We start from the raw sequence: 12,925 nt of genomic DNA, 5'->3' as shown, positions 1-12,925 counted from the left end.
GATGACCGCATTTTCAGATGGGCTCCATTCATCAAGGCCGGGATGGCCATCCAATGGGAGGAGACCAAGATGCGAGCTCGCAGAAGAACCACACTGGTCAGAAAAGCAAAGTGCGCCTGGAGCCCCAGACGTAAACTCAAGCTCAATGACATCAAACGCAAGATATGGCGCAGAAACCGCTCCTACACCTTGCTGATAGCAGAACACACAGCATAAACCCGGCATTTGCCGGGTTTTTTATTGCCTCACGCCTGCACCTGCCGGGGTCGCCTCAAAGATCACCGTGCGCTTCGACACCAGGCTGTTGCAGTGGTTACAGAAGTAATCCACAGCGCCGCAGGCCTTGAGCCGCTCCAGCTCTTGCTGGCAGGTCGGACACTGGGCCCGGATGCGATAACGGGCCTGGCACTGACCACAGCGGATCTCGGGGCTGCGGCTGTCCAGCTCGGCGCTGCAGGCCGGGCATATCAGGGTGCTCATACTCGACGCCTCTCAAAGTGAATGTGCTGTGGGCCACCCCACAGCAGATCCCCCTCGCCTCTTACCCAGAAAAAACGGCTGCCGGTGAGGGCAGCCGCTGGGCCTTATTTCTTGGTTTTGGCCTTGAGCAGGCGCTTGCGTTGACGCTCCTGGCTCAGGGTCATGGTGTTCTTCCGCCCCTCAAACGGGTTGGCCGACTCCTGGAACTCGACCCGGATCGGGGAGCCCATGATCTTGAGCGACTTGCGGAAATAGTTGATGAGATATCGTTTGTACGAATCCGGCAGGTCGTTCAACTGGTTGCCGTGGATCACGATACGGGGCGGGTTGTAACCACCGGCGTGGGCATACTTCAGCTTGACGCGGCGACCGTTCACCATGGGCGGCTGGTGATCTTCCTGCGCCATCTGCATGATGCGGGTCAGCATGGCTGTGCTGGTACGGCGGGTGGCGGACTGGTACGCCTCCTGGATGGATTCGAACAGGTGGCCGACGCCGCTGCCGTGCAGAGCAGAGATGAAGTGGACACGGGCAAAATCAATGAAGCCCAGACGTCTGTCCAGCTCGTTCTTGACGTCCTCTTTCACCTTCTGATCCAGGCCATCCCACTTGTTCACCACCAGCACCACTGAGCGGCCTGAGTGAAGCACGAAGCCGAGGATGCTCAAATCCTGATCCGTGATGGTCTCCTGGGCATCGATCACCAGCAGGCAGACGTTCGCATCTTCAATAGCCTTGAGCGTCTTGATGACGGAGAACTTCTCCACCGTCTCGTGCACCTTGCCACGACGACGCACACCGGCGGTGTCGATGATGACGTACTTCTGCTCGTCACGTTCCATCGGAACATAGACGGAGTCACGGGTGGTCCCCGGCATGTCATAGACGATGACGCGGTCTTCACCCAGCATGCGGTTGGTCAGGGTCGATTTGCCGACGTTGGGGCGACCGACGATGGCGAACTTGATGGGCAAGTCGGCGAACGGGGTCTCCTTGGTATCTTCCCTGGTATCGAGATCACCGGCAGCTACCATGCGCAGCAGGGCTTCTTCGTCGAAGTCCTCTTCTTCTTCATCCTGCGCATCTTCTTCGGCAGCGGCGTCGACCAGGGTTTCCAGGTGGGGGGCCAGCGCCAGCTCCAGCAGGCTCAGCACGCCACGGCCGTGGGCGGCGGCAATCTGATAGACCTCCCCCAGCGCCAGACCGTAGAACTCGGACACGGCGGAGTCACCGTCGATGCCATCGGTCTTGTTGGCCACCAGAAACACCGTCTTGTGGGTCTTGCGCAGGTGCTCGGCGATGGCCTGATCCGCCGCGGTCAGACCGGCACGGGCATCCACCATGAACAGCACCACATCGGCTTCTTCGATGGCCAGCAGGGACTGTTCGGCCATCTTCAGCTCGATCCCCTCTTCGGTGCCATCGATACCACCGGTATCCACCACGATAAATTCCAGCTCGCCCAACTTCGCCTGACCGTATTTACGGTCCCGGGTCAAACCGGGGAAGTCGGCCACCAGGGCATCCCGGGTACGGGTCAAGCGGTTAAACAGGGTGGATTTCCCCACGTTGGGGCGGCCCACCAGGGCTACTACAGGAGTCATAAAAGCCTCATTCTCAAGACGACAAAGGCTCCGGGTCCGAAGACCAGGAGCCGGATATTCACATTGACGGGCGATCAGGGACGCGAAATTGCGTACAACTTACCGCCACGGCTCTGCACATACAGGGTGTCACCGTCCACCAAGGGGGCGGCGTAGAGACCACTGCTGTCGAGCTGCTGCATGGCCTTGATGGTACCGTCGGTACGATCCAGCCAATACAGGTAACCTTCCACATCGCCGACCACCACATAGTCACCCAAGATGACAGGGGCAGTCACGGTTCGGTTTTCCAGCTGGGTATTGGACCACAGCTCAAGCCCGTTGCGTCTGTCAACGGCAAACAGATGGCTGCGGCTGTCGGTCAGCACGATGGCATTGCCGGTCACCGCCATGTCGCGGTAGCCGGAGTACTTGCGCTTCCACACCTCGTCACCCGTCATCAGCTTGCGTGCCATCAGCTGACCATTGTAGGCGATGGCATAGAGCTCATCGCCGGCGATCAGCGGGCTGGCATCGACGTCGACCATGCGGTCAAGCTCAGTGGCACCACGGGGATCAGCCACCTTGGATTGACGAACCGGCTGACCGTTGCTCAGCAGTGCAATGCCAACCTTGCCATCGGCACGACCATAAATCACCGCGCCATTGGTAATGACCGGGGCACCGGCACTGCGCAGGGTCAGCGGCGGCTGCTCTTCCGCCAGGGTCCACTGCAACTTGCCTTCATCGGTATCGAGCGCCACCAGGCGACCCGAGGTGGTCAGCACCACCACACGACCATCTTCGACGGCAGGGCTTGCCACCACTTCACCCGGCACCGAGGTCTGCCACAGTACTTCCCCGTTCTCTGCGTTCAGGGCGTAAACCACCCCGTTCTCGGAGCCGAGGAACAGCTTGCCGTAGCGAGAGACCAGGCCGCCGGAGAGACGGGCGCTGCGCTTGTCGGCGTTGATGGGCAAGTCAGCCAAGTCCACACGCCACAGCACCTTGCCGCTGGCGCGATCGAAGGCACTCACAGTGCCATCGCGGGCAGCGGCAAAGATGCGATCCTCTTCCACCACAGGTTTGAGCTGGGAGTAGAAGTCACCTATGCCATTCCCGACGGAAGAGGACCAGACGATATTGGCAGTGAAGGCAGATTCAACCACGGGCAAAGGTGCCATCGGATTGAGATCTTCTTCGGAGCTGAACAGGGAGCACCCCTGCAGGGCGAAGGAGACTGCCGCCCCCAACACCATCATCTTGAACAGATTACGCATCCGGAGCTCCACCCGTGGTCACGGCTGGCAGCGCCAGATCGTCCATCTTCAGCTTGAGCTCGCCACTGCCCTGCAGGCCGCCGGCATCGGCCGCCGCCTGATAGGCATCACGCGCCTCTTCGGCCTTGCCCTGTTTGAGCAGGATGTCGCCACGCACTTCCGCCACTTGGGCCTTGAAGGCGTCATTGTTGATCTTGCCAAGCTGGGCCAGGGCCTCATCGGCCTTGCCCAGATCATTTAAGACCCGGGCCAGACGCAGGCCAGCGATGGGACGAATGCTCTCATCACCACTGTTCGCCACCAGGGTCAGCTGCTCGGCAGCCAGATCCAGCTTGTTTGCCTTGACGGCAGCCGCAGCCAGTTGCAGGGCGGCCAGCTCGGCGTAAGCATCACCCTGGTGGGCACTGATGAAGCTTTGCACCTGTTCGAAGGCGGCGGCATCCCCTTTGGCCAGCTGGGCCGAGATCTCGTTGTAGGCCTGGGAAGCGGCTTCCTGGTTGGTCTGCTGACGCTCGTTGTAATAACGCCAGCCAAAGAGCCCAACCAGACCGATAACAGTTCCTGCGAGCACCGAGGTTCCGTTCTCTTTCCACCAGCTCTTGATGACCTCAACCTGTTGTTCTTCGGTGGTATAAACTTCCACTGCTTACTCTCCTTTGGCTGCCAGCAGGGCAATGGCGGCGTCGACCGTGACGGTCTGTTGCTCGGCCTGGCCACGCAGATATTTGATGGTGATCTCCCCGTTTTGCACCTCGGTTTCACCAAGGATCAGGGCAATGGCCGCACCGCACTTGTCGGCACGCTTGAGTTGTTTCTTGAAGTTGCCGCCACCGCAGTGGCTCATCAGGCGCAAGTCAGGCAGGGCATCACGCAGACGCTCGGCAAGCGCGAAACCAGCCTGCTCGGTCCCCTCACCCACCATGGCCAGATAGGCATCCACCGCAGGACGGATATCGCCGTTGAGCTCGAGAGTCTCCAGCATCAGCACCAGACGCTCCATGCCCATGGCAAAGCCGACGGCCGGGGTCGCTTGACCGCCAAGCTGCTCCACCAGGCCGTCGTAACGGCCACCGGCACAGACGGTGCCCTGAGCACCCAGGCTGGTGGTGACCCACTCGAACACGGTGAGGTTGTAATAGTCAAGGCCGCGCACCAGACGCTCGTTCACTTCGAACTGGATGCCAGCGGCGGTGAGCAGGCGTTTGAGCCCTTCGAAGTGAGCCAGGCTCTCTTCACCCAGGTGATCGAACAGACGCGGGGCATTCACCAGAATGGCCTGTACCTTGGCATCCTTGGAGTCGAGCACCCGCAGCGGGTTGCTGTACATGCGGCGCTGGCTCTCTTCGTCCAGCTGATCCTTGTACTGCTCAAGGTAGGCCACCAGGGCATCGCGATAGGCGGCGCGCTCGGCACTCTGACCCAGGGTGTTGAGCTGCAGGGTGACATGATCGCTGATGCCGAACAGACGCCACAGACGGTGGGTCAGCATGATGAGTTCGGCGTCAATATCCGGCCCGTTGATGCCAAACAGCTCGACCCCGAACTGATGGAACTGGCGGTAACGGCCCTTCTGGGGACGCTCGTGGCGGAACATGGGACCCATGTACCACATACGGCGTTCCTGGTTATAGAGCAGACCGTGCTCGATACCGGCACGGACGCAGCTGGCGGTCCCTTCCGGACGCAGGCTCAGGCTATCGCCGTTGCGGTCTTCGAAGCTGTACATCTCTTTTTCAACCACGTCGGTCACTTCACCGATGGCACGCTTGAACAGATGAGTCTGCTCGACGATCGGCATGCGCACTTCGCTGTAGCCATAGCTGGCGACCACTTGGCGCAGTATCTGTTCTACTTTCTGCCATACCGGGCTCTGCTCCGGCAGGCAATCGTTCATACCGCGAATAGCTTGGATCTGTTTTGCCACGTTGATACTCGAGAAAAAGACGTGAAATTTGGCCGCATTATAGGGATTTTCGACCCTGAGGTAAAATCGGGGCGTTCCAATGCGGGATTTAAAATCAGCAACCTAAAGACGGGGCCACCCTAGGTGGCCCCGCACTGGCTCAACCCTCGTCCACCAGGATCTGGTTGGCCGGATCCAGCATGGCCGCCCGGGCGCGAATGCGGCGCTCCAGGATCGGGATGAGATCCTTGTTGTCCAGCCGGTCGACCCGCTGACCGCCTTCGTAAAAGGCGCTCTTGTTGGCGGCCCCCGCCAGCCCCAGATCGGAGACCAGCGCCTCGCCCGGCCCGTTCACCACACAGCCGATGATGGAGACATCCATGGGGGTGATGATGTCTTCCAGCCGCTCTTCCAGGGCGTTGACGGTACCGATCACGTCGAACTCCTGACGAGAACAGGAAGGACAGGCAATGAAGTTGATGCCGCGGGAACGGATGCGCAGGGATTTGAGGATATCAAAGCCTACCTTGATCTCTTCCACCGGATCCGCCGCCAGCGAGATGCGGATGGTATCGCCTATGCCATCGGCCAGCAGCATGCCAAGCCCGACAGCGGATTTCACTGCGCCAGCGCGAAAACCGCCCGCTTCCGTGATGCCAAGGTGCAACGGCTGCTCGATCTGTTTGGCCAGCAGGCGATAGGCCCCGATGGCCAGGAAGACGTCTGACGCCTTGACGCTCACCTTGAAGTTGTCGAAGTTGAAGCGATCCAGGTAATCCACGTGGCGCATGGCCGACTCAAGCAGCGCCTGCGGGGTCGGCTCACCGTACTTCTCCTGAATGTCTTTCTCAAGAGAACCGCCGTTGACGCCGATGCGGATCGGAATGTTGTAGTGGCGCGCGCAATCGACCACGGCACGCACCCGCTCTTCGTTGCCTATGTTGCCCGGGTTGATGCGCAGGCAGTCGGCGCCATACTCGGCCACTTTGAGCGCGATGCGGTAGTCGAAGTGGATGTCGGCAACGATGGGGATACGGGTCTGCTGCTTGATGAGCTTGAAGGCTTCCGCCGCTTCCATGGTGGGTACCGAGACCCGGACTATGTCGGCGCCAACCCGTTCGATCCGCCGGATCTGCTCGACGGTGGCGGCTACGTCCGTGGTCTTGGTGTTGGTCATGGTCTGGACCGTGATGGGTGCGTCGCCCCCAACCGGTACGTTACCGACCATGATCTGCCTGGATTTACGACGAATGATGGGAGATTCGTGAGCGGACATGGCGGACAGATTACTCCTGCGGCAGTGAGAGGCGAGCAGTCCGGCCGTTGTTGTAACGGCTCATGTCGATGGACTTGCCCTGATATTCCATATTGACCGCCATGGGCGCGCCAATGATGAGCTTGAGCGGCTCGGGTCCTTCCAATACCAGTTGATCATTTGCCTTTTTCAGGCCGCTGAACAGTGTCTTGCCCTTGGCATCCTTGACGTCCAGCCAGCAGTCGGCGGTGAAACTCATCTTGAGCTGAGGTGCCTTGGCGGGATCCGTCGTCGCATCGTCTGCTACCGCCAGCGTCGACACACCCGCAGCGGCCACAGTCGCCACGGCGGCATCGGCTACGGGAGCAGAGACCGCAGCCTCGGTGCCGGTCGCCGCGGAGATCGGTGCAGCCACGCTAGCGTCGACTGCAACCGGTGATTGCACCGCCCCCTCAATGAGAACAGGGTTAACAATCTCTGGCGACGCCTCGGCAGAGGGCACCACGATGGTAGCGCTCATTTCAGTGGCCGCCAGGGCCTCGTCACCGGCGGAGCGGCGCGCCGTGCTCTGCCACCACCAGGCGACGGAGAGCGCGATCAGCACCAAGATCACCAGCCAGGTCACCACCTTTAGCCGACTGTCGTTGGCCTGCTGGCGCGAGCGACGGGAGAAGCTCTGCATATCGATGTTGTCTGGAGGGGTCAGCCCCAGCTTGTCGTAGGCGGCCAGGATGGTTTCATCCGGGATGCCGACCAGCTTGGCGTAGGTACGCAGGTAGCCCCGGATAAAGGTATGGGAAGTGTGCTTGTCATACGTATCTGATTCTATCGCAGCAATCAGGGTCAGACGAAGGTGAATGCGGGACGCAACCTGTTCTCGTGTCCAGCCAAGCTGTTCACGGGCGTTGCGCAGCAGCTGGCCTGGGCCTGCTACCTGAGAGTCGTCTTGAAAATCGTGTGGCTGTTCAGTAGTCATTGGCTAAGTAACGCTTGGCTTGTTGCGAAGAGGGATATTGCCTTACCAGCTCAGTGCCGAATTGGTGAAGGAGTGCCGGTTTGTCCATGGCCTGAGCCAGCCGCAATCTCAACCAGAGACTGCTCTCGTTCTCGTCTGACGCATCGGCGAAACGAGCGAGATAGGCCTGCACATCTGGCAGCTTGTCATCTTTCATGGAAAGCTCAGCCATGTCCAGCAATAACCTTGGATTGCGGGGATTATACCCCAAGGCCAAGCGATAGTACTCGCTTGCTTTATCATTTCTACGATTTTGCGCGGCGCAAAGTGCCGCATTTTCATAGGTATCAGCAATCTTGATGTAATTGGGTTGGCTGATCGCCTGCAGGAAGGCCTTCTCCGCCTCGTCGAAGCGACCACGGTTGCACAGGAAGGCACCATAGTTGTTCATTGCGTCAGCATTGGACGGATCCATGGCGAGGGCTTTTTTGTAGCTCTCCTCGGCCGCGTTGTAATCCTCTACCTGCTGGTAGAAGTAAGCGAAGCCGATATAGACCTGAGGGTTGTCGGGGTCGTACTGAAGGGCGCGATCAAGGTTGAACTTGGCCTGCTCGGCATTGCCCTGTCGAAGATATTGAATGCCTAAGTCCAGACGAGTCTGGGCAGCAGCCTTGAGGTCGGGACCCACTTCACGCTGGGTCGAATTCTGGCCCGCGTAAGTGGTCTCGGTAACACAGCCTGGCAGCGCGCAGAGCGCTGCCACTACGATCAATGTACGTGTATCCATTCCCTGACTATACAATGGCTTAGCTATTTAAACCATTTTGACGGAAATCCCATCCTGTTGCATCCGATTTTTCATGGTGCGTTTGGTGCGATCTATCACCTCCCCCACCAGCTGACCGCAGGCGGCATCTATGTCGTCACCACGGGTCTTGCGGACGATGACGGTGAAGCCATATTCCATCAACACCTTGGAGAAACGGTCGATGCGGCTGTTGCTCGGCTTGCCATAGGGGTTGCCCGGGAAGGGGTTGAACGGGATCAGGTTGATCTTGCTCGGGGTGTCTTTGAGCACCTTGGCCAGCTCGTGGGCATGCTGCATGTCGTCATTGATATGATCGAGCAGCACATACTCCACCGTCACACGGCCGCCATTGGCATTGGACTTGGCCAGATAACGGCGCACTCCAGCGAGGAAGTCCTCGATGTTGTACTTGTCGTTGATCGGCATGATCTCGGAGCGCAGCTTGTCGTTCGGCGCATGCAAGGAGATGGCCAGGGCCACGTCAATTTGATCACCAAGGATATCCAGCGCTGGCACCACACCCGAGGTGGAGATGGTCACGCGGCGCTTGGAGATACCGTAGCCGAAGTCATCCATCATCAGGCGCATGGCAGGCACCACATTGGCGAGGTTGAGCAGCGGCTCGCCCATGCCCATCATTACTACGTTAGTGATGGGGCGCTTGCCACCGACTATCTTGGCGGCGCGCCACACCTGGCCGATGATCTCGGACACTTTCAGATTGCGGTTAAAACCCTGCTGGGCGGTGGAGCAAAACTTGCACGCCAGCGCGCAACCGACCTGGGAGGAGACGCACAGGGTGGCTCGGTCTTCTTCCGGGATGTAGACGGTTTCCACTTCCTGACCGCCGACCTGCAACGCCCACTTGATGGTGCCATCCGCGGAACGCTGTTCACGGCTCACTTCAGGCGCGCGGATCTCGGCGATCGCCTTCAGGCGCTCGCGCAGTACCTTGTTGACGTTGTTCATCTGATCGAAATCATCACAACCGAAGTGATAGATCCACTTCATGATCTGATCTGCCCGGAATGGCTTCTCGCCCAGTTCGACGAAGAAGGCACGCATGGCATCCCGATCAAGATCCAGCAGGTTGGTTTTTATTTCGCTCATCAAAGGCCTCAGTCCACAAACTACATAAATTATTGGCTGACGATGTCAGGGGGCGGCATTGTACAAATAATGGGTCTGGCTTTCTACCCGGAGAATAAGGGGATATTGACCAAAAGGCCAAAAAACAAAAGGGAGCCGAGGCTCCCTTGATCATCTCAGGACAAGATCAGCGGCGCGGGCAGATCTCGTTGTCAGAGAAGAAGTAGGCAATTTCACGGGCGGCAGAGGCCGGGGCGTCGGAGCCATGCACCGCGTTGCGGTCGATGCTCTCGGCGTAGCAGGCACGCAGGGTACCGGGCTGGGCCTCTTTCGGGTTGGTCGCCCCCATGATTTCACGGTGACGGCGGATGGCCTCTTCCCCTTCCAGCACCTGTACCATCACAGGGCCCGAGGTCATAAAGCTGACCAGTGCATCATAGAAAGGCTTGCCCTGGTGTTCTGCGTAGAAACCGGCGGCTTGCTCGCTGCTCATGTGCAGCATCTTGGCGGCGATGACCTTCAGGCCAGCGCTCTCGAAGCGGTTGTAGATGGCACCGATCAGGTTTTTGCTGACAGCATCCGGTTTCACGATAGAGAAGGTACGTTCGATGGCCATTGAGATCTTTCCTTAACTACAGAGTTTTATTGTTAGAATCCATGTTCGGCGGCGATTATACGTAAACAAAAACCGAAACAACACACAAAAAAGCAACTTTTTATTAAACAAAAGCGTCCTCAAAACAACATCACCACTCATCTTGACCCAGTGCAGCAGGAAAAAATGTGCGCTTGTGCACGATAGTCCTGTTAAGCCTCTAAAACCCAGCCTATTGCTCACTAATCCAGCACAGTTGAAAAGGGCACCCTCAGGTGCCCTTCCTTGACGATTGTCATTCTGCTCAGCGCGCTTCCGCCAGCAGGGTATGCGCTATGGTGCGCATGCCAAGGGTGTTGGCGCCCGGCGCCCACAGGCTGTCACCGTTCTCGCTGAAACAGGCGGCCAGATCGACGTGCAACCAACCCCGTCCTTCATTACCGACGAAGCGAGAGAGGAAGCCCGCCGCGTTGGAAGCGCCGCCCGGGCCACCGCCCGGCACAGGGCGGCTGTTGGCCGTGTCGGCATAGTGGGACGGGCACTGCTGGCGGTGCCAGGGCTCCAGCGGCAGCGGCCAGGCGGGCTCCTGTTCGGCATCGGCGTAAGCCATGGCACGACTCACCAGTCCCTTGTCCAGTCCAAACAGGGCGTTGTAACGCCCCCCCAGCGCCATCACGGCGGCGCCCGTCAGGGTGGCTGCATCTATGATGAGCGGCGCCCCGCTGTCGCTAGCCAATTGCAGGCCGTCGGCCAGCACCAGGCGCCCCTCGGCATCCGTGTTGACGATTTCCACCGTGGTGCCGTTCTTGTAGGTGAGGATGTCACCCAGCTTGTAGGCGTGGCCAGAGACCAGGTTCTCGGCGCAGCAGAGGATGAGCTTCACCCGCTTGTCGAGGCCGCGCAGTATGGCCAGCGCCAGGGCACCGGTCACTATGGCCGCACCCCCCATGTCATGCTTCATGGTGAGCATGCCCTGGGAGGTTTTCATGGAGTAGCCACCGGAGTCGAAGGTGATGCCCTTGCCCACCAGGGCCGCCACCACCGGGGCGTTACGATCCCCGGTCGGGTTGTAGTCCAGCTCCAGCAGCACGGGCTCGCGCTCGCTGCCACGGCCAACCTGATAGAGGCCGACCCAGCCAGCCTGTTGCAGGGCTTCACCTTTCAAAATGCGGTGGCTCACCTTGTCCGGCACCAGCTCGGTGATGAAAGCCGCCGCCTCCACCGCCAGATCCAGCGGCCCCAGCTGTTCCGGGGTCGCATTGGTCATCTCGCGTACCCAACGCCCGCACAACCAGCGTGCCTCCAGCTCTTCCCTGTCCTCTTCCGACGAGGTGGCCCACTGCAGCTCGACTTCGGCCTTGGGAGTTTGCAGCCCCTGGGCAAAGGCCCACTGCTGCTCGCGCTCCCAATGACCGGCCAGCGCCACCTTCTGGATCCCCTGACTGCACAGGCGACGCGCTGCCTGCTGGATATCGAGCAGTGGCGTGGCGGTGACCAGATGGATCACCATGCCATCGGCACGGTGAGAGAGCAGTGCTCCCTCCCCCCACTCGGCTGGCGCGAACTCACGGTTTAACCAGACGTTCATATCGTCACCTCCTGCAGCCAGCGAGCGATCGTGCGCAGACCGTGGCCCTTGGCACCGGTCGCCCAGAGATCGTTGCCAGATTTTTGATAAGCCGCGGCCAGATCCAGGTGTACCCACCCCTTGCCCTCATCGCGCACGAAGCGGGACAAAAACGCAGCCGCCGTGGTGGCACCGGCCGTGCCTTCGGCGGAAGCCACATTGCCCAGATCGGCAAAGGCGGAGGTGAGCTGGCCCACATGCCAGGGCTCCAGCGGCAGGGCCCAGGCCTTCTCGTGCTCGGCCCTGGCGGCAGCCAGGGCACGCTGCTGCTCGGTCTCATCGAGGGCAAAAACGGCGTTGTAGTCGCGACCCAGCGCCGTCTTGGCGGCGCCGGTCAGGGTAGCCGCATCGAGAATATAGGCCGCGCCACTGTCGGAGGCCGCCATCAGGCCGTCGGCCAGCACCAGACGCCCTTCGGCATCGGTATTCTGGATCTCGACCGAGATGCCGTTCTTGTAGGTGAGGATGTCACCCAGCTTGAAGGCGTGGCCGGAGACCAGGTTTTCGGCGCAGCAGAGGATGAGCTTGACCCTGTGCTTGAGGCCGCGACTGATGGCGAGCGCCAGGGCGCCGGTCACCATGGCGGCGCCGCCCATATCGGACTTCATCGGCAGCATGTTGTCAGAGGACTTCATGGAGTAGCCACCGGAGTCGAAGGTGATGCCCTTGCCCACCAGGGCAGCCACCACGGGGGCATTGCGATCCCCGGTCGGGTTGTAGTCCAGCTCCAGCAGCACGGGTTCGCGCTCGCTGCCACGGCCCACCGACCAGATCCCGATATGGCCGGCCTCACGCAGCGCCTCGCCAGCCGTGATACGGGCAGTCACCTCATCCCCGGCCAGACCACGAATGAGCAGCAGGGCTGACTCCGCCAGGCTCATGGGATAAATCTCTTCCGGACAACCGTTGGTCACCTCGCGCACCCAGCGGCTCGCCTTGATCAGCGCATCCAGCTCGCGGGCATCAGAAACACTCTGCTCACCGAGGTCCAGCTCACGCACTCCCTTGGCGGCATAGAAACCCTGGGCGAAGGCGTAGCGGCGCTCCAGATCCCAGGCTTCGCCGGCCAGCTTGACCCGCTTGATACCGGTCGACTCGAGTCGACGGCCAGCACGCTGGATGGCACGCAGTGCATCCTGCTCCTGGCGGGCAAGGTCCAGATGGATCAACACCTGGTCATCGTTGAAACTGAGCAGGGCGCCTTCGCCCCAATGGGCGGCAGCGGCCTGGGTGGACAACACTACCTTCATCATGTCAGCCATCTTCTCTTGCTTCCTTTTTATTGGCACTTGCATTAATGAATAGGGAAATAACGAGTACAAAAAAGGCCGTTCCCCTCGAGGGTCACGG

Annotated in this window: 12 protein-coding genes; all 12 read right to left on the bottom strand. The window is 60.1% G+C overall.

All coding sequences use genetic code 11. The features are described from left to right. Positions 1–237: 237 nt before the first annotated feature. The 12 genes from WJM78_RS07785 to pepB (WJM78_RS07730) all read right to left on the bottom strand — a co-directional run bounded on the left by WJM78_RS07785 (position 238) and on the right by pepB (WJM78_RS07730) (position 12,837). Complete coding sequence (locus WJM78_RS07785) at positions 238–480, bottom strand: zinc ribbon domain-containing protein (protein ID WP_339014945.1); 243 nt, start codon at positions 478–480, stop codon at positions 238–240. 104 nt (positions 481–584) lie between these two features. Beyond that, entirely contained in the window at positions 585–2,084 is a 1,500-nt protein-coding gene (der, locus tag WJM78_RS07780) for a ribosome biogenesis GTPase Der (RefSeq protein WP_274452126.1), read from the bottom strand. Between the two features lie 74 nt (positions 2,085–2,158). Next, positions 2,159–3,343, bottom strand: a complete 1,185-nt coding sequence (gene bamB / locus WJM78_RS07775) for an outer membrane protein assembly factor BamB (protein WP_212512675.1) — start codon at positions 3,341–3,343, stop codon at positions 2,159–2,161. Next, positions 3,336–3,986 (bottom strand): YfgM family protein, encoded by a 651-nt coding sequence (locus WJM78_RS07770; protein ID WP_287146961.1) that lies wholly within the window; start codon positions 3,984–3,986, stop codon positions 3,336–3,338. Before WJM78_RS07770 ends, bamB begins: the two co-directional genes overlap by 8 nt. A 3-nt stretch (positions 3,987–3,989) precedes the next feature. Beyond that, positions 3,990–5,267, bottom strand: coding sequence for a histidine--tRNA ligase (gene hisS, locus WJM78_RS07765; RefSeq protein ID WP_212512673.1), 1,278 nt, complete (start codon positions 5,265–5,267; stop codon positions 3,990–3,992). 139 nt (positions 5,268–5,406) lie between these two features. Then, positions 5,407–6,522, bottom strand: a complete 1,116-nt coding sequence (ispG, locus tag WJM78_RS07760) for a flavodoxin-dependent (E)-4-hydroxy-3-methylbut-2-enyl-diphosphate synthase (RefSeq protein WP_042034644.1) — start codon at positions 6,520–6,522, stop codon at positions 5,407–5,409. Between the two features lie 10 nt (positions 6,523–6,532). Beyond that, a complete protein-coding gene (gene rodZ, locus WJM78_RS07755) occupies positions 6,533–7,477 on the bottom strand; it encodes a cytoskeleton protein RodZ (protein ID WP_339014938.1) in 945 nt (314 codons plus the stop codon). After that, positions 7,467–8,258 (bottom strand): PilW family type IVa pilus biogenesis/stability lipoprotein TapF, encoded by a 792-nt coding sequence (gene tapF, locus WJM78_RS07750; RefSeq protein WP_157013240.1) that lies wholly within the window; start codon positions 8,256–8,258, stop codon positions 7,467–7,469. The genes rodZ and tapF overlap by 11 nt, the downstream gene beginning before the upstream one ends. Before the next feature lie 12 nt (positions 8,259–8,270). Beyond that, on the bottom strand, positions 8,271–9,374 hold the full coding sequence (locus WJM78_RS07745) for a bifunctional tRNA (adenosine(37)-C2)-methyltransferase TrmG/ribosomal RNA large subunit methyltransferase RlmN (protein WP_042034400.1): 1,104 nt from the start codon (positions 9,372–9,374) through the stop codon (positions 8,271–8,273). Between the two features lie 166 nt (positions 9,375–9,540). Beyond that, complete coding sequence (gene ndk, locus WJM78_RS07740) at positions 9,541–9,969, bottom strand: nucleoside-diphosphate kinase (protein ID WP_339014929.1); 429 nt, start codon at positions 9,967–9,969, stop codon at positions 9,541–9,543. Positions 9,970–10,252: 283 nt separating this feature from the next. After that, the gene (gene pepB, locus WJM78_RS07735) at positions 10,253–11,536 is read right to left on the bottom strand and encodes an aminopeptidase PepB (RefSeq protein ID WP_339014927.1); all 1,284 of its coding nucleotides are present in this window, start codon (positions 11,534–11,536) and stop codon (positions 10,253–10,255) included. Then, complete coding sequence (gene pepB / locus WJM78_RS07730; RefSeq protein ID WP_339014925.1) at positions 11,533–12,837, bottom strand: aminopeptidase PepB; 1,305 nt, start codon at positions 12,835–12,837, stop codon at positions 11,533–11,535. Before pepB (WJM78_RS07730) ends, pepB (WJM78_RS07735) begins: the two co-directional genes overlap by 4 nt. Positions 12,838–12,925 lie beyond the last annotated feature (88 nt).

The sequence above is a fragment of the Aeromonas popoffii genome, assembly GCF_037818705.1.
Classification (GTDB): Bacteria; Pseudomonadota; Gammaproteobacteria; order Enterobacterales; family Aeromonadaceae; genus Aeromonas; species Aeromonas popoffii.
This window is presented reverse-complemented; position numbering and strand designations above follow the sequence as displayed.